The 20,010-nt window shown below is 42.5% G+C and carries 24 protein-coding genes; 13 read left to right on the top strand and 11 right to left on the bottom strand.

Going from position 1 to position 20,010, the window contains the following annotated elements:
- Positions 1 to 114 precede the first annotated feature (114 nt).
- A complete protein-coding gene (locus LQ188_RS05480; RefSeq protein WP_101223603.1) occupies positions 115 to 468 on the top strand; it encodes a helix-turn-helix transcriptional regulator in 354 nt (117 codons plus the stop codon).
- A gap of 158 nt (positions 469 to 626) precedes the next feature.
- Here the strand turns inward: LQ188_RS05480 and LQ188_RS05475 are convergent, their stop codons facing one another.
- Together LQ188_RS05475 and LQ188_RS05470 are read right to left on the bottom strand one after the other, a co-directional pair.
- Entirely contained in the window at positions 627 to 1,796 is a 1,170-nt protein-coding gene (locus tag LQ188_RS05475; RefSeq protein WP_230176215.1) for an aminotransferase, read from the bottom strand.
- Positions 1,793 to 2,293 carry an Lrp/AsnC family transcriptional regulator gene (locus LQ188_RS05470; RefSeq protein ID WP_101223605.1) on the bottom strand — a complete coding sequence of 167 codons (501 nt, stop codon included), beginning with the start codon at positions 2,291 to 2,293 and terminating at the stop codon, positions 1,793 to 1,795. The genes LQ188_RS05475 and LQ188_RS05470 overlap by 4 nt, the downstream gene beginning before the upstream one ends.
- 305 nt (positions 2,294 to 2,598) lie before the next feature.
- Here LQ188_RS05470 and LQ188_RS05465 point away from each other — a divergent pair, with 305 nt between their 5' ends.
- Positions 2,599 to 3,441 (top strand): alpha/beta hydrolase, encoded by an 843-nt coding sequence (locus LQ188_RS05465; protein WP_101223606.1) that lies wholly within the window; start codon positions 2,599 to 2,601, stop codon positions 3,439 to 3,441.
- A 113-nt stretch (positions 3,442 to 3,554) separates the two neighbouring features.
- On the opposite strand, the gene LQ188_RS05460 is transcribed toward LQ188_RS05465, so the two are convergent.
- Complete coding sequence (locus LQ188_RS05460; protein WP_101223607.1) at positions 3,555 to 3,815, bottom strand: DUF1871 family protein; 261 nt, start codon at positions 3,813 to 3,815, stop codon at positions 3,555 to 3,557.
- Positions 3,816 to 3,916: 101 nt separating this feature from the next.
- On the opposite strand from LQ188_RS05460, the gene LQ188_RS05455 reads away from it, so the two are divergent.
- Positions 3,917 to 5,092, top strand: coding sequence for a PatB family C-S lyase (locus LQ188_RS05455; protein ID WP_230176214.1), 1,176 nt, complete (start codon positions 3,917 to 3,919; stop codon positions 5,090 to 5,092).
- Between the two features lie 40 nt (positions 5,093 to 5,132).
- Here the strand turns inward: LQ188_RS05455 and LQ188_RS05450 are convergent, their stop codons facing one another.
- A complete protein-coding gene (locus LQ188_RS05450) occupies positions 5,133 to 5,888 on the bottom strand; it encodes a TraR/DksA C4-type zinc finger protein (protein ID WP_101223609.1) in 756 nt (251 codons plus the stop codon).
- 142 nt (positions 5,889 to 6,030) lie between these two features.
- On the opposite strand from LQ188_RS05450, the gene LQ188_RS05445 reads away from it, so the two are divergent.
- Entirely contained in the window at positions 6,031 to 6,888 is an 858-nt protein-coding gene (locus tag LQ188_RS05445) for a manganese catalase family protein (RefSeq protein ID WP_230176213.1), read from the top strand.
- Positions 6,889 to 6,929: 41 nt separating this feature from the next.
- Here LQ188_RS05445 and LQ188_RS05440 read toward each other — a convergent pair whose 3' ends face one another.
- From LQ188_RS05440 to LQ188_RS05425, 4 genes are all read right to left on the bottom strand, one after another.
- Positions 6,930 to 7,544: a PH domain-containing protein gene (locus tag LQ188_RS05440; protein ID WP_048687662.1), complete on the bottom strand. Its 615-nt coding sequence runs from the start codon at positions 7,542 to 7,544 to the stop codon at positions 6,930 to 6,932.
- A 40-nt stretch (positions 7,545 to 7,584) separates the two neighbouring features.
- Positions 7,585 to 8,061, bottom strand: a complete 477-nt coding sequence (locus LQ188_RS05435) for a GNAT family N-acetyltransferase (protein WP_101223611.1) — start codon at positions 8,059 to 8,061, stop codon at positions 7,585 to 7,587.
- Positions 8,062 to 8,232: 171 nt separating this feature from the next.
- On the bottom strand, positions 8,233 to 8,457 hold the full coding sequence (locus LQ188_RS05430; RefSeq protein ID WP_101223612.1) for a hypothetical protein: 225 nt from the start codon (positions 8,455 to 8,457) through the stop codon (positions 8,233 to 8,235).
- Positions 8,458 to 8,592: 135 nt separating this feature from the next.
- On the bottom strand, positions 8,593 to 9,183 hold the full coding sequence (locus LQ188_RS05425) for a peptidylprolyl isomerase (protein WP_098371439.1): 591 nt from the start codon (positions 9,181 to 9,183) through the stop codon (positions 8,593 to 8,595).
- 178 nt (positions 9,184 to 9,361) lie between these two features.
- Between LQ188_RS05425 and LQ188_RS05420 the strand changes: the two genes are divergently transcribed.
- Positions 9,362 to 9,748 carry a kinase-associated lipoprotein B gene (locus LQ188_RS05420; RefSeq protein WP_101223613.1) on the top strand — a complete coding sequence of 129 codons (387 nt, stop codon included), beginning with the start codon at positions 9,362 to 9,364 and terminating at the stop codon, positions 9,746 to 9,748.
- Between the two features lie 40 nt (positions 9,749 to 9,788).
- On the opposite strand, the gene kapD is transcribed toward LQ188_RS05420, so the two are convergent.
- Positions 9,789 to 10,412 (bottom strand): 3'-5' exonuclease KapD, encoded by a 624-nt coding sequence (gene kapD / locus LQ188_RS05415; RefSeq protein ID WP_101223614.1) that lies wholly within the window; start codon positions 10,410 to 10,412, stop codon positions 9,789 to 9,791.
- A gap of 260 nt (positions 10,413 to 10,672) precedes the next feature.
- Here kapD and LQ188_RS05410 point away from each other — a divergent pair, with 260 nt between their 5' ends.
- Positions 10,673 to 12,532 (top strand): transglycosylase domain-containing protein, encoded by a 1,860-nt coding sequence (locus tag LQ188_RS05410; protein ID WP_230176212.1) that lies wholly within the window; start codon positions 10,673 to 10,675, stop codon positions 12,530 to 12,532.
- A gap of 38 nt (positions 12,533 to 12,570) precedes the next feature.
- Here the strand turns inward: LQ188_RS05410 and LQ188_RS05405 are convergent, their stop codons facing one another.
- Entirely contained in the window at positions 12,571 to 13,128 is a 558-nt protein-coding gene (locus LQ188_RS05405; protein WP_230176211.1) for a DUF5366 family protein, read from the bottom strand.
- Between the two features lie 332 nt (positions 13,129 to 13,460).
- On the opposite strand from LQ188_RS05405, the gene LQ188_RS05400 reads away from it, so the two are divergent.
- Genes LQ188_RS05400 through mnhG form a run of 7 tightly spaced genes read left to right on the top strand, consistent with a single transcriptional unit; the run spans position 13,461 to position 19,189 of the window.
- Positions 13,461 to 15,866, top strand: a complete 2,406-nt coding sequence (locus LQ188_RS05400) for a Na+/H+ antiporter subunit A (protein ID WP_230176210.1) — start codon at positions 13,461 to 13,463, stop codon at positions 15,864 to 15,866.
- Entirely contained in the window at positions 15,863 to 16,285 is a 423-nt protein-coding gene (locus LQ188_RS05395) for a Na(+)/H(+) antiporter subunit B (RefSeq protein WP_098371445.1), read from the top strand. Before LQ188_RS05400 ends, LQ188_RS05395 begins: the two co-directional genes overlap by 4 nt.
- Complete coding sequence (locus LQ188_RS05390) at positions 16,285 to 16,626, top strand: Na(+)/H(+) antiporter subunit C (protein WP_076368129.1); 342 nt, start codon at positions 16,285 to 16,287, stop codon at positions 16,624 to 16,626. Before LQ188_RS05395 ends, LQ188_RS05390 begins: the two co-directional genes overlap by 1 nt.
- The gene (locus LQ188_RS05385) at positions 16,619 to 18,100 is read left to right on the top strand and encodes a Na+/H+ antiporter subunit D (protein ID WP_101223617.1); all 1,482 of its coding nucleotides are present in this window, start codon (positions 16,619 to 16,621) and stop codon (positions 18,098 to 18,100) included. Before LQ188_RS05390 ends, LQ188_RS05385 begins: the two co-directional genes overlap by 8 nt.
- A 6-nt stretch (positions 18,101 to 18,106) precedes the next feature.
- On the top strand, positions 18,107 to 18,583 hold the full coding sequence (locus LQ188_RS05380; protein WP_101223618.1) for a Na+/H+ antiporter subunit E: 477 nt from the start codon (positions 18,107 to 18,109) through the stop codon (positions 18,581 to 18,583).
- A complete protein-coding gene (locus LQ188_RS05375; protein ID WP_034310246.1) occupies positions 18,583 to 18,867 on the top strand; it encodes a Na(+)/H(+) antiporter subunit F1 in 285 nt (94 codons plus the stop codon). The genes LQ188_RS05380 and LQ188_RS05375 overlap by 1 nt, the downstream gene beginning before the upstream one ends.
- Complete coding sequence (gene mnhG, locus LQ188_RS05370) at positions 18,851 to 19,189, top strand: monovalent cation/H(+) antiporter subunit G (protein WP_101223619.1); 339 nt, start codon at positions 18,851 to 18,853, stop codon at positions 19,187 to 19,189. The genes LQ188_RS05375 and mnhG overlap by 17 nt, the downstream gene beginning before the upstream one ends.
- A 53-nt stretch (positions 19,190 to 19,242) precedes the next feature.
- Here the strand turns inward: mnhG and LQ188_RS05365 are convergent, their stop codons facing one another.
- A complete protein-coding gene (locus LQ188_RS05365) occupies positions 19,243 to 19,962 on the bottom strand; it encodes an MOSC N-terminal beta barrel domain-containing protein (RefSeq protein WP_101223620.1) in 720 nt (239 codons plus the stop codon).
- Between the last annotated feature and the right edge of the window lie 48 nt (positions 19,963 to 20,010).

The following is a 20,010-nucleotide window of genomic DNA, read 5'->3' as shown; positions in this document are numbered from 1 at the left end:
TCGATGCGGCATTTTTTTCACAAAACCTACATATTCCGTTACTTCCCCTAAGTAATAATATGGTAAAATAATTACATAATAAAAATATATTTCCTGAAAAAGGAGTGTCTGACCATGTCAAATATCGCGAAGAATATCCGGCAATACCGAGAAGATCACAACCTCACTCAACAGGAACTGGCTTTGAAATTGCGCATCGGCACGAAGAAAATCGAAAAGTATGAATCAGGTGAATCGGTTCCTGATACACAAACCATTTTACGGCTTTCCACCGTTCTTGACATTCCGGCTTCAGAATTCCTGAAAGATGCCCAAACCGGTAACCCAGCTGGTATCGACGAGGACATAAAAAAACTGATTGACGAAATCGGAACCAAAAAAGCGGAGCTCATTCTAAGAACAGCTAAGGACTTTAGCGAAGAACAAATTCTGAAAGTTATGCATACTTTATATAATACACAAGCTTAATTCAAAAAATGGGTCGTAGTATGTGTATTTTTTTTCACGGTACTGGATATACTATGATTAACACTTTCTATGTTAATCCATTAGATTAACTCTTTTTTCTAATTCCCCCTATGGAAAGGGATCCGGCTGCTAAAGGCCGGATCCCTATTTTTTTGCTTTTATTGACAATGATTCTTCATGAAACGTTCCATTCTTCGAAGCGCCTCTTGAAGCTGTTCCATCGAGGATGCATAAGAACAGCGGATATGGCCTTCACCGCTTTCCCCGAACACATCTCCCGGTACAACGGCAACAAGTTCTTCCGTCAGAAGTTTTTCAGCAAATTCCATCGAAGTCATCCCCGTCTTCTCGATTGATGGAAAAGCATAAAAAGCCCCGCCAGGATTATGGCAATCCAACCCCATATCGTTAAATGATTTCACGATATAATTTCGTCTTCTCCGATAACTGCGACGCATTTCTTCCACATCCTGCATACCGTTCTTTAATGCTTCCAATGCAGCATGCTGCGCAACGGTCGGCGCACACATCATCGCATATTGGTGAAGCTTAAGCATCGCTTCCGAAATTTCCTTAGGTGCACAAACGAACCCAAGACGCCATCCAGTCATCGCAAACCCTTTCGAAAACCCATTGATGACGATTGTCCGCTCAAACATGCCGTCAATGGCAGCAAAAGAAGTGAATTCCTCATCATAAGCAAGTTCGGCATAGATTTCATCGGAAATCACCAGCAAGTCATGCTTTTTAACGATGTCAGCAAGCATCACTAATTCTTCCTGCCCAAGCTGGGTTCCCGTCGGGTTATTCGGTGAACAGATTAAAACGGCCTTCGTTTTAGGTGTGATAGCCGCTTCGAGTTGTTGGGGAGTCAACTTAAAGTCTTCTTCCTTGGATGTTTGGACTGTGACCGGTATTCCCCCTGCCATGGTCACTAGCGGTGCATAGGCGACGAAACAAGGTTCGACGACAATGACTTCTTCACCTGGATTCAAGATGGTCCTCAGGGCAATATCCAGGGCCTGGCTTGCTCCGACAGTGACAATGATTTGATCGTCCGGTCTATACGAAACATGGAACTGCTTCTCCATATACCAGCTGATTTCCGACCTTAATTCAAATAATCCGGCATTGGCCGTATATGAGGTATATCCTTCCTCCAAGGAGTTGATCGCCGCTTCCCTTACTGCCCAAGATGTAACGAAATCCGGTTCACCCACACCAAGCGAGACGACCCCTTCCAAATTGGCTGCCAAGTCGAAAAAGCGGCGGATGCCTGATGGTTTAAGCTCTGCAATCGTTTTTGAAACATAACTCGTTTTAATCATGGTGACACCACTATCCGCTTATCTTCTTCAGTTTGATCAAAAATGGTGCCATCATGCTTGTACTTTTTCATAATGAAGTGAGTCGTCGTAGAAATGACGGAATCCAGTGTCGAAAGTTTTTCCGAAACAAAGCTTGCCACTTCGTTCATCGAACGTCCTTCGACAATGACTGAAAGATCATAAGCCCCAGACATTAAATAAACGGACTCGACTTCTTTGAACTTGTAAATCCTTTTTGCAACATCATCGAAACCGACGCCGCGTTTTGGAGTGACTTTTACATCGATCATCGCTGTGACACCATGGTATTCATCCACTTTAGCCCAGTTAATGACTGTTAAGTAACGTACAATGACCCGCATATCTTCTAATTTCTTCAATGTTATTTCAATGTCCGATTCTGATTGATCGGTCATTTTAGCCAAATCCTTCAGATCAATCCGGCTGTTATTTTCAATGATTCTCAAGACTTCCAATTCCTCTTCATTCAAGTGCATTGGAAAACCCCCCTTTTGGAATTCACTAATTTAGCTGTGATGGTTTGGCTGGCAGATAGTCTCACGAATTACCTTATTAGACTTTTTAAAAAACCTATATGACAATATAATTTAATAAGTCCTATGCTGTCAGGATAAACTTACACTATTATATCAAAATTGGCTGGTGACCTGTTATAGTAATTGTATTTTTTCATTGTTATTATTACAATTACTGTTATGCAACAGTATTAAAGGACCTTTTTTGGAATATTCAGGTTAACATGGGTTTTTATCATTGACCAATAACGGAGGAGGAGCTTTTTTTGGAAAGTCATACAATCAAAGGTGTCGAACGGGTGGGTGACATCGAAATCTATTTTGAATATGACCGAATCGATGATTCTCTCCCCACCCTTGTCCTGCTTCACGGATTTTTGTCATCGAGCTTCAGTTTCCGTAAATTAGTCCCCTATTTAATCAAGGAATACAATGTGATCTCCATCGACCTCCCGCCATTCGGGCAAAGCGGAAAAGATTATCGATATACATATTCATTCCGAAACATCGCTAAATCCGTCGTTCTATTCTTGGAGGGAAAAGGCATCAGGAAATTCAGTATCATCGGCCATTCCATGGGCGGGCAGATTTCCCTGCAGCTCATCAAGTCATATCCTGATCTTGCAGACCATGCCATTCTACTTGCCGGCTCAGGCTATCAGCCCGGCTATTCGGAAAAAATGAAGATGGTCAGTTACCTGCCTTTCTTTTCATACGGGATAAAACGGTATCTGCAAAAGTCAGGTATCGAAAAGAACTTGAAAAATGTCGTCCATGACCCGGCGATGATTGACGATGAAATGCGGCAGGGATACCTAGGGCCATTCATTAAGAAGCATGATATTTTCCGGGCATTGGGGAGGATGCTTCGAGATAAGGAAATCGATTTGTTGAAGGAGGACCTTAGTGGTATTCATACACCATGCCTGCTTATTTGGGGAAGGCATGACCGAGTGGTGCCTTTGAGTATTGGCGAAAGGCTCCATGAAGACCTTCCTAATTCCGAGCTTGTTGTCATTGAGGATTCCGGGCACCTTCTTCCAGAGGAGAAACCGGAAGAAGTGTATCAACTAATTAAGGGGTTTCTTGGGGTGGCCACCCCAACGTAAACTCACGAGTAAATCGCCGAAACTCTCGAGTAAAACAGCAAAACTCTCGAGTAAAGAGCAAAAAAAACCGTAAAAAAGGTGCCCCTGATTTCTGGGTACACCCTTTGTCACCTTTAGATCGAACAGCTGGCATCATTCTTAATGATCAGCAGCTTTTGAGCAATTTCCAGGCACTTATCCATCTGAACGGATTCATCGAACGAGAACTCGTAAATGGATTTTATCTTTTCCGCCAGTTCCTTTGGATCATCTATATTCCGGATTGCTACGACCGTATCGGCAATTTCCGGCTCATATAGATCCCATCCTATCTTGAAAGGGTCCCATTCTTGCAAAACGGCAACCAATGCTAAATTCATTTGCTGTGTATCCATAAAATCATCACCTGCTCAATATTTTCAAAGAACATGATATCATAGTATCATAACAACAGGCTTTTCGCGAAGACGACAAATTTTATTCGGTGGTGGATATTTTGAACAAGTCAATATTTGAAGAACAAATCAACAGGGAAAATTCAGGGTCTGCAAAATGGGATAAAAACTTCCTCACATCCTTATATGGGCGCGAGGATGTTCTGCCAATGTGGGTTGCCGATATGGACTTCCCATCTCCTGAGGGCATTCAAAAGGCATTGATGGAACGCTTGAATCATCCGATTTTCGGTTATACCGTCCCTTCTGAAACGGTCTTCACTGAAATTCAAAGCTGGCTTAGAGACCGGCACTCCTGGCAAATCGATAAAGATTGGATTTCATTCAGCTCCGGCGTAGTTTCCGCAATCGGAACAACGATCCAAGCATTCACGAACCCGGGCGATAAAATATTGTTACAATCTCCCGTTTATACACCATTTTTTGATATGATCAAAAATAATGACCGGGAAGTGGTCAATAGTCCCCTTATCATTGAAAATGACCGCTTTGAGATCGATTTCACTGATTTTGAGGACAAGCTGAAAAGCGGAGTGAAACTATTCCTTTTTTGCAGTCCGCATAACCCCGGCGGACGCGTTTGGACAAAGGATGAACTCTTACGGATCGGGGAGCTATGTGAAAAATATGATGTAGTCATCGTCAGTGATGAGATACATGCTGATTTATTCCATACAACATCAAGGCATTATCCGATCGGCTCGCTTTCAGAAAAATTAGCGGACATAACCGTTACATTGATGGCGCCAAGCAAAACATTCAATATTGCCGGCCTTCAGGCTTCATTCCTGATCACAAGTAATGAAAAGTTGCAGAAGCTTTTGCAAAAGGCTCAAACGAAACTGGCCTTCCATGGTCTTAACATCTTTGCCTTAACAGCAATGGAAGCTGCGTATCGGGAGGGCTTGGAATGGCTTGAAGAAATGATTGGCTACATTGAGGAGAATATAAAAGTGGCAGAGGAATTCATTGCAGCCGAAATTCCTTCACTGCATGTCATGCATCCGGATGCCTCTTACCTTTTATGGATTGACTGCCGTGACCTTGGATTGACCGACAAGGAAATCAAGGATCGACTTATCCATCAAGGGAAGCTCGCATTGGAGCCTGGTTCTAAATACGGACCTGGCGGAGAAGGTTTCGTCAGAATGAATCTCGGTTGTTCACGCAGCGTTCTGATGGATGGGCTAAACCGTTTGAAATTGGCTTTTTCTTAAATAAAAAAAGAACCAGGCTTAGAATCCTGGTTCTTCTTTTTCAATCTTTTTCTTCATCCACATAAGGATCATGCTCATATCGGGGCAAATCCCCAAATGAGGTTTGGATATTTTCTTCAAATAGTTCTTCCTTCAATTCTTCATATTGCGAGTTCGGATAAACCGTTATCTCTTTACCGTATATATCCACACCAACGAAATTTTCATAATTTTCGACATAGCCGACATTTTCCTCGGACTCCACATACATATCTTCATAATCGTTTGGCGGATTTACAAAATCGGAAGGCGATTCAGATGTTCCATAACTGGCAACATCCTGCCAAGAATCCTCCGCGTCGTACGCAACCGATTCGTGACGGTCGTCAAAATCAAACCTTCCAAACGGCGGTCCCAAAACTTCCTCTTCGACCGGCCGATTGTCCGAAGTTTCCTGTGATGGGGTATGCTCGACACAATAAGTCGTAGTAGGGATGGCGTTCAAACGTTCAAGAGGTATTTCCTTTGAACAAACCTGGCATTTTCCATAATCACCTGTCTTGATGGCAGAAAGCGCCCTTTCAATATCCCTTATTTCATCCCGATCATGCTCGGAAAGGGCCAAATCCTTTTCCCGTTCATATAACTCGGTTCCTTCATCTCCGGGATGATTATCGTAACTCGATAACTCACCAGTCGAATCCTCCAGGCTTCTTCTTAAATCATAGTTGCCTGAATCATTTAATCGCTCTTCCAACTCTTGCTTCGTTTGCTGCAATTGCTGTTGAAATTCTTTAAGCTGCTGATTGGATAGCATGTGCAACATCCTTTCAAATCGTTCTTCCCTCTAGTATTTCTCTCTTCCCGCCATTCCATAAAGGTACTTTTTACCTTAGGAATAATTTAATTCAGATAACAGAAGCTAAATTAGAAATTTTAATTTCAAGGAGGGCTTCCATTTGTATTTCTATAAGGAAGATTTAATCAATATGATCGTTCCCGATAAGCCTGATCCGAATGCAGCAAAAGTACTTCAGGAAACACTTGGAGGGCAATTCGGTGAAATGCGGACGATGATGCAGTATTCTTTCCAAAGCGCCAATTTCCGTGGCAAGGCTAAACAATATCGTGATTTACTCCGTGGTGTTTTCTTGGAAGAAATCAGCCACGTTGAACTTGTCCAATCAACCATCAACCAGCTGCTGAATGGTGCTGGCGGGGATATGCCTGGAGATGTCGCTACCGACGGCGCCCCATTGGATGAAGTCATCAAAGGCGGCGCAAACCCTCACCATTTCATCATCGGAGCAAAAGCCTCCCTACCTGTCGATGCTGGCGGCAATCCATGGAATGGATCATGGGTTTATGATCACGGTAATCTTGTGGCAAACCTTTTGAACAATGTCATGCTTGAATCTACTGGTGTCCTGCAAAAGTCCAGGATTTATGAAATGAGTTCCAATAAAACAATGCGCGAAACACTGGCATTTTTAATGGTTCGCGACAATGCCCACCAAAATGCATTTGCCAAGGCATTGGAAACACTTGGGGTCGACTGGGGGAAAATCTTCCCTGTACCTAATTATGATTTGAACAAATATCCTGAATGCCGCAAATATGTGGATTTAGGCTACCATAATGCCCAATTCAATTTCAGATTGGATCCAACTCAAATCGGCGATATTTTCAAAGGGGAAACACCGAGCCGAAATGGCGGAAACCTTGCTGTTACAGAGCCGCCAAAAGGATTCCCGGTACCTGAAATGCCGGATATGCCAAATGAACATAGCCCTGGCTTGAGTGATTTGAACAACTAAAAAAAGAAGGCGGACACATCATACTGTGTTCGCCTTCTTTTTTAATTATTGATATATTTTTCAAAAACAAAGCCAAAATCTTTCACATGGTACTTTTTCCGGCTGTCCATCAACCATTCGAAAGCTGCGGAATTAATTTCCTTGAAGCTTGCAGCCATTTGGCTTCCATCAGTGCGAACCTGGTTCAAAGTGGAAGAAGCAAGGTTTACGCTTTGTTGGGCATATTGAAGGGCAAACTCATTCTCATGGCAAATTTCCGATATTTTCACGAGTGATTTGAACAAGTCCTTTAATTCTTCTATGAATTTCTTATGAACATCAATGGAGAAAGTCTTTGCACCGATCGAAAATTTAATTTCCGCATCCAAATCCACGGTCCCTGCGGTTTCAAGCGTGGCATTTGATATAGTATACTGGCTGTAGCTATATCTTGTAAGTGTACGCTTTTTGCTTATCGCACTAGTGCCGTCCAAATGTATGAACGCTTGATTAGTGAAACAGTACTCATCCGTTTTTGATTTAATCAGGAAATAAATTTTTTCCCCATCTTCATGCATGATATAGTCATCTGCATCTACCTTGTCATAATCAGCAGGACTAATCACACTTCCAATATCACTAAGACCAAGGGCATCTGCCGCCATTTTCTTGAACATCCCTATTCCCCCTATCAATATCCAGGTGAATTACACCTTTTTATAAGTATTTCTCCAGTATTATCTCGTCTCGGATCGGAATTCCATCAAAACTGTAAAATGGAATCTCCGGCTTGATTTTCCGTGATTCTTCCACGGCATTTTTAACGACTTCCGATATGACATAACCACGCTTTTGAAAAAACTTCAATGCCTTTAAATTATCGTTCGTTGTAATCGCTTTAATAGTATGGCAATTTTTTTCCTTAGCGATATTTTCCATCACATAAAGCAATGATGAGCCAACACCTTGATTCTCATGCTCACTGTTCAAAGAGATGATCTGACATACATGGTCGGATAATTTGTAAGTTCCCAACCCCGTGATTTTTTCATTCTCGTCCATTACCCCAAAGCCCTCAAGTTCCGCATAATGAAACAAGCCTCTTGAAAAAACGACTTGGGTCGTCTCCCAGTGCTGAATGAAAAAATCCTTGACCGTATCTGCCGCAATCATTCTTTTAGCTACGATTTGCATAACCAATTACGCCCCCAAAATTTCTCTCTATGCTTATAGTATAAAATGCTTATGCTGATAAGGGAACATTTAATTCTTTACGCCCTTCTAACAAAACATAATACCATTCATATTCAGATAATCAATATTCAAAAAACGGGGCACCCTAGTGATGCACGGCATCTTCCGGGTTCAAGAGATGGTATCATCCTTTAAACGCTGGTTCCTTTTGGTGACCTCATCTTCGAATTGCTTCGTTTTCATTTCTTCCTTCTTTGAATATCTTATAATTGCCCTCATCGTAAAAACGGCTGCCACTAAAAAAATGAAGCAAGTTATACCAGCTGAGATATATTCAGTCTTGTCTTCCGGAAAGTAAAGAAACAAACCTAGTAAAGCATGATTGAGAAAATCCATCCGATACATCCTTCCTGATAGGGAATTAAACTGCATTATCCCATTATATCAATTACCAGAACAATCCACTAGTGGGCTTAATCCACTAAACCCCGAAAAAAAAGAGAGGCACTGAGCCCCTCGCTTCTCTTTTATTTATAAAATGGTGATCCCTTTTATGACCACGTCCACTGCAGGCTTGTCTCCCGCAACTGTCTCCACGTTAGCAATCGTATCAACAACGTCCATGCCTTCGACCACTTGTCCAAAGACAGAGTGTTTATGATCCAGCCATGGTGTGCCGCCTTGCTCCATATAAGCACTGATGATTTCTTCCGGATAACCGGCTTGCTTCATTTGCTCACCCATCCTGCTGTCTACATGCTGGGCTTGTACGACGAAGAATTGGCTGCCGTTTGTTCCCGGGCCTGCATTTGCCATGGAAAGAGCTCCGCGCAAATTGAATAATTGCATGGAGAACTCGTCCTCAAATGGAGTTCCCCAGATACTTTCTCCACCCATTCCAGTGCCTGTCGGATCTCCGCCTTGTAGCATGAAATCCTTGATGACACGGTGAAAGATGATTCCTTCGTAATAACCGTTTTCAGCATGTGTCAAGAAATTCTCCACTGTCTTCGGAGCCAGTTCAGGGAATAGTTTAATTTTAATATCGCCCATCGTCGTTTGCATGATGACCGCTTTTTCATTTTCCAAAACTTCACTTGTTAATTGTGGAAAGTTTGTCATTGTTCATAACCTCTTTCTTTTTAAAATTAAATGGCATGAAACACCATTTTTCATCTTCATTTGTACACTTTACACGATTTTCATAAAAAAAGCATCTTTACGAAATTGAACAAATTCGCTGTGAAAAATCGTCGTTCTTATGTATCATGAAGGAAGTTAAAAGAAAGGTGGTAGGGAAATGTCAGAACAGGATTTTAAAATCGGCGATAAGGTTACCGCCATATATAAAACTGGAAAATACATCGGGGAAGTCACCGATATCAGACCTGCTGCATATCTTGTTAAAGTGTTGGCTGTCTTGAAGCATCCCATGCAGGGAGATCTTCATAACCCGAAGCAAACGGAAGTGTCCATGTTCCATCAGCGGCGTGCTCTAGCTTACCGGGAGCAAACCAATGTACCAAAGAATATGGTCAGGAACTTTAATGAGGAGATTCCTGAGTATAAGGAATCCTTAAGAGAAGCTGTTGAGAAAATGAAAGGCACTTTAAGCGAAGTCCAAACAGAGTGGAATGATAAAAGCTTACAGTTGCTTGAAGATCTAGAGACGGATTATTTTAAATAAAGCATGATAAAAGCCAAATCAGTAGTATATGATTTGGCTTTTATAACGCTAAATGATTCAATACTTTTGATAAATCAATGCGATCGCCAATTGTCGTCGGTTCATGATTTTTCATATAACTTTTATCTTTCTCCACTAACTTAAAGATATTATATGTCGTAATCGCATCATCCAGCGCCCGGTGATGCTTGCCTGTCCCTTCTTTGCCATAGGCCTGTACAGCTTTCCAAAGCCCGGTTTGATTTTGATCACCGAAAAAGCGTTTATACTCCAGGCAAAGATCACTTTGTTTCCCTGAAAAAGGGAAATCCAATCCTGCTTTCTGACAGTTCTGGCGAAGTACCTTCATGTCCATATTTCCCCAGGTAACAATCGTCGTCGGGTGCTGCTCATCTATTTTCTTCAATAAATTAACCAGCTCTTCAAATGAAATCCCCTGGTCCACCTGATCCTGGGTAATGTTCAAGAACTTTTTGCATCTTCCCGTTAAAACTGGAAATTTCATTGGGTTAACAAAAGATGAGAATTGTTCCTGAATGGTCTCATTAATGACGGTGACTAAGCCCACCTCAATGATTTCCGGATAAAACCCTACTGGATTGGCTTTTCCTTCCGGCATCGTAAATTCAAAATCAATGAATACATATTGCTGTTGTTCCTCCATTTTTATGACCCCCTTCATATTCGTGACATCAACATATAAACAAAAAATGGTTTTTTTCTCATAGACTATTATAACAGAAGATTTAGAAAGTTTTTCGTAACACACCATCTGGATAGCTATTGCCGTCATACCTAATTTATCCAAAACTCTTTATTGTCTACCTTATTTGGATTATGATGGATGAATGAATCAAAAGTACCATTTTTTCATTCCTTCAATCCTAGGACATACTAAAAATATATTAGTTAGGAAGTTGAACTATGCGCACGTATCTTGGTTATATCACGATTTCCCTCTTGATTCCCGTCTTGATCCTTTTCATTTTCCTTTCCTATCAGGAGTGGTCCTTAGCGCAATCTCCCTATCATGTACTCGACGAGCGAATTCCCATTGAATCGATAGAACTGGCTCAGGATAGTTACATAAAGGCCGCAAATGGAAAGGTCATCAGTGAAATTTCCACTGGTGAGAAACGGACTTACCTTAAACTTGAAGACATCCCCCTATTCCTGGAAAATCTATTCATCGTTACAGAGGATCAGAAATTTTATGATCATGCAGGCGTTGACCTATCCGGCATAAGCAGGGCGCTTCTTATCAATTCGCAAAATAAAACAATCGAACAAGGCGGCAGTACCATTACCCAGCAACTGGCCAGGAATGTTTATCTTTCACATGATAGGACGTATAACCGAAAACTCAGTGAACTCATTTACGCCTATCAGATAGAGCGAAAAAAATCAAAACCGGAAATCATGGAGCTGTATTTGAATGCCATATATTTCAGTAATGGAGCTTATGGAATCGAAGCTGCTTCCCAATATTATTTCAGTAAAGCGACTGAAGAGTTATCCAAGGCGGAACTTGCCTTCCTGGCCGCAATCCCTAATAATCCGGAAAACTATAACCCTCTTAAACATTTCGATGAGACGAAAAAGCGCCAGGAAAGATTACTGAAACAAATGGTGGCCGAAGGTGATTTAGAGCAGGCCGAGTACGAGAAGCTTATCAAAAGTACGATTAAATTAGACTTGTCCACCCCGGTCGACTTATATCCCGATTATGTGGCATATGTTCATCAGGAATTGAAAAACCTGGTGGCATCCTCCGAGGGTCTTGATAAATCTCTGCAAAGCCCTGAAGTCGCCATCCGTAAGAAAGCGGAAGCTGAGCTGGATAAAAAGGTCAAAAAGCTTTTGAATTCCGGTGTAACCATCCATACCGCACTCGATACCAAGCTGCAATCACAGTCAAAGACTGCCTTACAATCAAAAATCGGTGTCAATGATATCGAGGGAGCTTTAGTGGTTATACAGCATCATACGCACGAGCTTGTCTCTTTGATTGGGGGAAAAGATTATAAAAAAAATTCTTTCAACCGTGCATACCAAAGCTATAGGCAGCCAGGATCAGCCATTAAGCCGCTTCTCGATTATGCTCCCTATTTGGAGGAAACGGATGCTGACATCAATCAGCTAGTTAGCGGTGCAAGCTATTGCAGCAATAGCTATTGTCCAAAGAATTATAGCGGTGACAGCTACGGGATGGTCACACTAAGAACTGCCTTCGCTCAGTCCTATAATACACCCGCCATAAGAATTTTTGAAAAGACGGGGGTGGAAACGAGTTTCAAGTACCTCGATGCTTTCGAATTTAAAAAGGTGAGCAAAAAAGACCACCATACGAGTTCGGCCATAGGCGGATTCGAATATGGCATGAGTCCCCTTGAACTGACAAATGCCTATACTTCCTTCAATGACGGAAACTATCAGCCGGCCCGCGCCATTATTAAAGTCACCGATCAAGAAGGTAAAGTCCTTTATAAATGGAAAGACCGCCCCAAGGAGATTTGGAGCCAAAGCACCGTAGCCAAGATGCGGCAGCTGCTCCATGAAACGATCATTTCCGGGACAGCCCGCAAAGCCTACTTTCCTACAGAATATGTCGGCGGTAAAACCGGTACGACCAATGATGTGAAAGACATTTGGTTTGTCGGCCTGACAGCAAACTATACAACGGGGGTTTGGATTGGAAGGGACAAGCCATCCAATCTACAATCAATTTATTCACATACACCCCATGTATTGATTTGGAAAGATATCAGCCAGACTGCCGAGTGAAAAAAGAAGGTGCCGCAATGGCACCTTCTTTTTTATGGCTATATGGGAAGGCTTGCAATGACGCTGTTATAAAGCTTCAACCCTGCATAAGTGACTATTGAAATCAGTGCCGTCCAAACGAAGATTGGAAAGAAAACCAATCCCACTAACCTCGACAAGTTCAGGCTCGAGCTTAACTTATTGACAAAATAAATTAATGCAACGACATTCGTTGCGATAAAGATGGACCAAAGCCCGATGATGAATTGAACACTGAACAATGAACAGGCACCGCCAATCACATATATGACAGACCCCTTTCTTACACTGTTCAGGGCTTTACCTTCAGAATCCTTGGAAAAGAATAATAAAGACAGCTCCAATATCGTATCTGAGATCAGCTTCAATGTGGCAAAAACCATAAAGAATAATAAGAGCAATACGATCAGCAGCGCCAGCTTAATGCCGGTTTCAGAAAAAAACTCCAGCATCCCTTGGTAGATTCCCAAATTCCCAAATAAAGAGAGCATTTGCATTTCCCCATAAATAGAAAAGGAGAGGCTGAATAGTAGAATTGAAATGATTGGTAAATAGCTAAGTAAATATGTGTTTTTCATGATTTCTCCATCCACGCGTCTTTTATCCTATATTATGCAAGATAATCCATCATTTCACAATGAATACTCTACTAATTCACCCTGGAAAAACTTTTTTCAATAAATTTTTCAGGACGGTTTCCCCTCCTTTTCTACCTATATATAAAACATCATTCAAGTTGGCCTTCACCGTTTTTAATGCCATGCAAACCCACATAAATTGCGTTATACTTTTAAGCGAGACAAGCATTCGATAATAAAATACATATTCAACGAAGATTTCCTAACGTCTAGGATTGCGCGAAAAAAGCATAATAAGACGACTGACTTCGTTTTAAAAAAGGGGGGAGTTTATGTCTTTACTTCATTGGGCGGTATTATCACCGTTTCTATTAGCACTTATTGTACCGATATTGTACAAACTATTTCGACAAATACATACAGGATGGTTTGTTTTGATTTTACCGATTCTCCTTTTCACCTATTTTTCAAGGTTCATTTCCTTGACCAAACAAGGGGATATCATTATGGAAAGGGCAACATGGATTCCTTCTCTCGGAATTCATGTTGATTTCTATGTAGATGGACTAGGGCTTTTGTTCGCCTTGCTCATTACAGGTATAGGTTCACTCGTCGTTCTGTATTCAATTTTCTATTTATCGAAAGAGAAAGAAAAGCTGAACCAATTTTACGTCTTCCTTTTACTTTTCATGGGAGCAATGCTTGGTGTCGTCCTATCCGATAACCTAATTGTCCTTTATTCGTTTTGGGAATTCACGAGTTTATCATCTTTTCTATTGATAGGATATTGGAATGAAAGGGAGCGTTCACGTTATGGAGCGCAGAAATCCCTGCTGATCACTGTGCTTGGAGGCTTAAGCATGCTTGGTGGCATCATTCTCCTTTCCGTTATGGGGAACACATTCAGCATACGTGAATTGATTGCCCAAAGCGGGGAACTTATGGACCACTCGCTCTTCGTTCCTGCACTTTTGCTTGTGCTGCTAGGCGCGTTCACTAAATCCGCACAGTTTCCTTTCCATATCTGGCTTCCTGACGCTATGGAAGCCCCGACACCGGTCAGTGCTTACCTTCATTCCGCCACAATGGTCAAGGCCGGAATTTATTTGGTTGCCCGATTAAGCCCTGTTTTTGCAGAATCAGGATTATGGTTCTGGCTCGTTTCGATCGCCGGATTGATCACCCTGTTCTGGGGTTCATTCTCTGCTATCAAGCAGACTGATTTAAAGGGGATTCTCGCTTTTTCCACCATCAGTCAGCTCGGATTGATCATGTCGCTTTTGGGACTTGGTGCGGCGGCCCTTCACTATGAATCTTTAGGGGAAAATATATACTTGGCAGCTACTGTTGCAGCAGTATTCCACTTGATTAATCATGCGACCTTCAAAGGCAGCCTTTTCATGGTTGCAGGCATCATTGATCATGAAACCGGTACACGTGATATCAGAAAGCTAGGCGGATTGATGCAGTTGATGCCGATCACTTTCACCGTCGCTGTCATAGGTGCTTTTTCAATGGCTGGACTTCCGCCCTTCAATGGTTTTTTAAGCAAGGAAATGTTCTTGGCCAGCATGGTGAATGTATTGGAATTGAATATCTTCAATATGGAGACATGGGGGGTCCTGTTCCCTGTGGTGGCATGGGTAGCCAGTGTATTCACTTTTATTTATAGCATGATCGTCGTGCTCAAACCCTTTACAGGCAAACTTCAGTTACAACTATTGGACAAGAAGCCCCACGAGGCGCCGATCGGGATGCTGATATCCCCGATCATCCTTGCTTCGTTGGTCATCGTTTTCGGTATTTTTCCAAACTTGCTATCTTCATCAATCATTAAACCTGCGGTAGCCGGCATACAGCCAAGCTTGGCGGGACCGGACTTCCAAGTCCATATCGCCTTCTGGCATGGATTCCAACCTGAAGTATGGATGACCATCGGCATCATAGCAGTTGGAATCCTTTTATACAAAACGCTTCCGAAGTGGCAAAAGATCACCCAGTGGATTCCTGAACGTATATCCCTGAATGCGTTGTATGATAACGGGGTTAGAGGGCTCGAACGCTCAGCTTCCATCGTCATGAAAGTGTTAATGACAGGTTCGATTCGGACTTATCTGCTTTCAATCTTCCTTTTCTTCATTCTTTCCTTGGGCTTTTCGCTCTATCGGAAGGATGCATTTAAATTGGATACAGGGAATTTTGCCCCGATCGGCATATATGAATTGATATTAGCTGCGATCATCGTGATTGGCTCGATCGCCATTCTGTTTGCAAAATCCCGTTTAACTTCCATTATCGTCTTAGGAGCCGTCGGTTATACGATTTCCCTATTTTTCGTTTTGCTGCGGGCACCGGATTTAGCCTTGACTCAACTAGTCATCGAAACGATTTCGGTATCGCTGTTTTTGCTCTGTTTCTTCCACCTTCCGTTAATGGCAAGCAGGAAGGAAGAACGGATGACATTCAAGTTGAATAATGCCCTGATATCCATTGGTGTAGGAGTCATCGTGACATTGATTGCCTTATCGGCACATAGCAATAAACTATTTGATTCCATCTCCAGTTACTATCTTGAAAATGCTTATAAGGAAGCAGGCGGGAAAAACGTCGTAAATGTCATTCTCGTTGACTTCCGCGGACTTGATACGATGTTTGAAATCAGTGTCCTTTCCATCGCTGCGCTCGGAATATTCGCGATGATCAAATTGCGTTTGACAGGGGGGAAAGATAAATCATGAAGCAAAATGACCTGATTCTCCAAACGGTTACGAAAGTCGCCGCCTTTGTTATCTTGCTGTTTGCGGTGGCCATCTTTTTAGGCGGGCATTATTCGCCAGGTGGCGGGTTTGTCGGCGGTTTAATGACTTCAGCCGCCATAGTCCTGCTGTTGCTCGCTTTCGATATTAAAACCGTCACCGGCATCTTGCCGATTGACTATAAATTAATGATCGGGTCAGGCTTGTTCATATCAAGCCTGACCGTGGCCGGCGGGCTGGTGTTCGGGGTGCCCCTCATGACACATGTTTATCATTATGTTGATTTACCGCTTCTTGGGCATATCTCGCTTCATACCGCGGTACTTTTTGATCTAGGTGTTTATCTTGTGGTTGTTGGTGTAACGATGACCATTATTCAAACGATAGGGGAGAGTGAATAATGGAACTTTTAATGGCCATTGTCATTGGAATACTATTTATGTGTGCGACCTATTTAATGCTTTCCAAAAGCATATTAAGAATCATTATCGGTACAGGGCTTCTAAGTCACGGCGCCCACCTTTTGATTTTGACGATGGGCGGTTTGAAAGGCGGTTCCGTTCCATTGCTAAGTGATGAAGCTGCATCCTATGTCGACCCGCTTCCGCAAGCGCTTATCTTGACGGCGATCGTCATCAGTTTCGGAGTCACATCATTTCTGCTGGTACTTGCTTATCGGACCTACCAGGAACTCGGTACGGATGACATGGAAGAAATGAGAGGTACGGAAGCGAATGAATAATCTTACTTTCCTGCCTGTTTTATGGCCGCTTTTCACAGGCATCCTTCTCATTTTCTTTGCCAAAAAAATCAAGCTGCAAAGAGGGATATCCCTTACTTCCTCTCTTATCGGGATTGTGATTTCCCTATATCTAGTATTTACGGTCCATACTCAAGGGATCCTGACTTTAGGTGTCGGCAGCTGGGATGCGCCATTCGGGATCGTGATCGTCGCAGATATTCTTTCTTCGCTGCTCGTACTGACCACGAATGTCATTGGATTTGCAATACTGCTTTACTCGTTTTACTCCATAGGGGAAGAACGTGAAAGACATTATTATTATCCTGTATTTCAATTTTTACTGATTGGAGTGAACGGTGCCTTCCTAACGGGGGATCTTTTCAATCTATTCGTATTTTTCGAAGTCATGCTGATGGCTTCCTACGTGCTGCTGGTACTGGGAGGTACGAAAATCCAGCTGAGGGAATCATTGAAGTATATCATCGTCAATGTACTATCCTCTTCCTTTTTCGTCATTATGGTGGCGTATCTTTATTCAGTTCTAGGCACATTGAACATGGCTGACATCAGCCAGAGGATAGCGGAAGTCAACCAGCCTGGTATCATCTCGGTGATAGCGATTGGGTTTCTGATCGTATTCGGTTTGAAGGGAGCCATTTTCCCGCTCTTCCAATGGCTTCCAGGTTCCTATTATGCTCCGCCCATTCCAGTGATGGCCCTTTTCGGGGCATTGCTGACAAAGGTCGGGATCTATTCCATTTTCAGGACCTATACACTCATGTTTTATCATGACCAGGATTTCACCCATACTTTCCTTGCGATACTTGCTATCTTGACCATCATCATCGGTGTCATTGGTGCGGTAGCCTATTGGGATGTAAAAAAAATCATCATTTACAATATCATCATCGCAGTCGGGGTTATCCTATTCGGCATCTCCGTAATGAATGAACAGGCTTTATCGGGATCCATTCTATATATCATTCATGACATGCTGATCAAGGCTGCACTCTTCCTTCTGGTTGGCATCATGATCAAAATCAGCGGATCGGATGATCTACGGAACATGGGCGGCCTGATCAAGCAATACCCGGCCGTCGCATGGACCTTCTTCATAGCTGCCATATCATTGGCGGGAATTCCGCCGTTCAGCGGTTTTGCCGGCAAGCTCCTGATTCTTCAAGGAGCAGCAGAAAATGGGGCCTACTTAGGAATGGCCGTTGTCTTGCTTTCGAGCTTGATGGTCCTATATTCCGTCATGAAAATATTCATGAATGGCTTTTGGGGAACTCCAAAAGCTGATTATGCCTTAACTAATAAAACGGTAAATAAAATGCTGGTTCCTGCCGTACTCCTTGTCATCATTTCCGTTTTATTCGGAGTAGGAACAGAATCAATATACCCATTCATAACGCAAGCTGTAGATTCATTAATGAATCCCGAAATCTATAACAAAGCGGTTTTAAAGGAGTAGTGCCTGATGTCATTCCAAATTTTACTGAATGTGTTCCTTGCGGTTATCTGGATGTTTTTGAAAAATGAGTTTAACGGGAGCACTTTTATCATCGGATATATATTGGGGCTCGGCATCATGTTCGTCTTCCGTCATTTTTTCAATGATCGTTTTTACTTGAAAAGGGTGAATGCCGTCTTTATATTGCTGCTCATATTCGCAAGGGAACTCATACTTTCCAACATTAGCGTCCTTAAGGCCGTGCTTAAACCGAACCTGGATATGAGACCCGGCATATTCGCATTTGAAACCGTGCTGACCAAGGATTGGGAAATTACGATACTATCGAATCTAATTACCCTGACACCAGGAACACTTGTCGTTGAAGTATCGGAAGATAATCGGATTCTTTATATCCACGCGATGGATATTGCCGACAAGGTCGAGGCCGTGGACAGCATTAAAAATACATTTGAAAAAGCGATTATGGAGGTGAGCAAATAATGTTCGATCTAATGCTTAAAATCGCGCTGCTAGGTGTTTCGCTTTCCATGATTGGATTCTTATACCGTTTAATCAAAGGGCCTTCCGTACCGGATCGGGTCATCGCACTCGATGCAATGGGAATCAATCTTATCGCAATCGTTGCTCTTGCCTCCATTGTCATGGATACAAGCGCATATCTGGAAGCCATTCTTCTGCTCGGAATCCTATCTTTCATCGGAACGGTCGCTTTCGCCAAATTCCTTGAGAAAGGGGAGATAATCGAAGATGACCGCAATCGCTGAAATCCTATCGGCCCTATTCCTATTAATGGGAGTCTTTCTCTTTTTAGTCTCGGCTTTCGGCATCATCCGGCTGCCCGACGTCTATACAAGAAATCACGCTGCCTCAAAAAGCTCGACACTTGGAATCATGTTCATCCTGATCGGCACCTTGTTATATTTTTATTATAAACATAGCCATTTCGATTTCAGGGTCGTGCTCGCAATCATCTTTATCTTCATGACCAGCCCTGTTGCCGGACATTTAATCATGCGCTCGGCTTACCATACTGGCGTAAAAATGTGGGATCGGAGTGTACAGGATGATTTAAAGAAAACCCGGTGATTCCTGCCATTGCAAAAGAGCTGCCCTGATTACAGGAGCAGCTCTTTTCTGCCTCAATCCTTTAAAAATACCTCATCGCCCACTCTGATTTCACCTGTTTGCATGACCGAGGCATATACGCCAAAATGATTTTTCCTTTCCTTGACCACAGTTTTCAAAAGTGATGGATCTCTCTGGGAATCGCTTGGATCGACAGTTATGATCATACAGCGTTCACAATGCCTTTTGATCTCCAATTCCACTTCATTTCCGATTAGAATCCTTTTTCCGAACCATTTCTCTTCTACAAAGGGCGTTTTGTTCACTAGAGATAGCACTAAATTTTGCCTGAATCTCCTGCCATCCAGTTCTTTTCCCCAAAGTTTTGTCAATTCGCCAATCGAGGCATCACTGACAAGCAGGATGTTTTCTTCTTCAATCGCTCCTAACGGAATATGTGCAGGGTGATAAACAACGGGTGCTGCCTCCTGTTTCAACAATCGGTCCATTTCCTCCTGAAAGGCTCCCTCTCCCCATGTCAGCACGTTTCCTGAAGGAGTCTTCACTTTGATTTCCGGATATTGGCCAAGGGTTTCCTCACCAGAAAAAACAGCTTGATAACGGACCATTTCCGGGACTTGGGTTATCGTCAGGAACTTCCCATTTTTATCTTTAAAGGCATGGCTGCGATCTCCATATAGTCCATAGTCCATCACCTTCGTTTTCTGTACCTGTTCACCAGTGAATGATTTTACAGGATGACGGGTGATTTCTTGTATATGACCCACCAGCATAAAAAAACCTCTTTTCATACAATAGTCTACTGCCATCTTATACTTAAA

The sequence above is a fragment of the Peribacillus sp. Bi134 genome, assembly GCF_918698065.1.
Lineage (GTDB): Bacteria > Bacillota > Bacilli > Bacillales > DSM-1321 > Peribacillus.
Note: the sequence above shows the minus strand (reverse complement) of the source record. Positions and strands in the feature narration are given on the sequence as shown.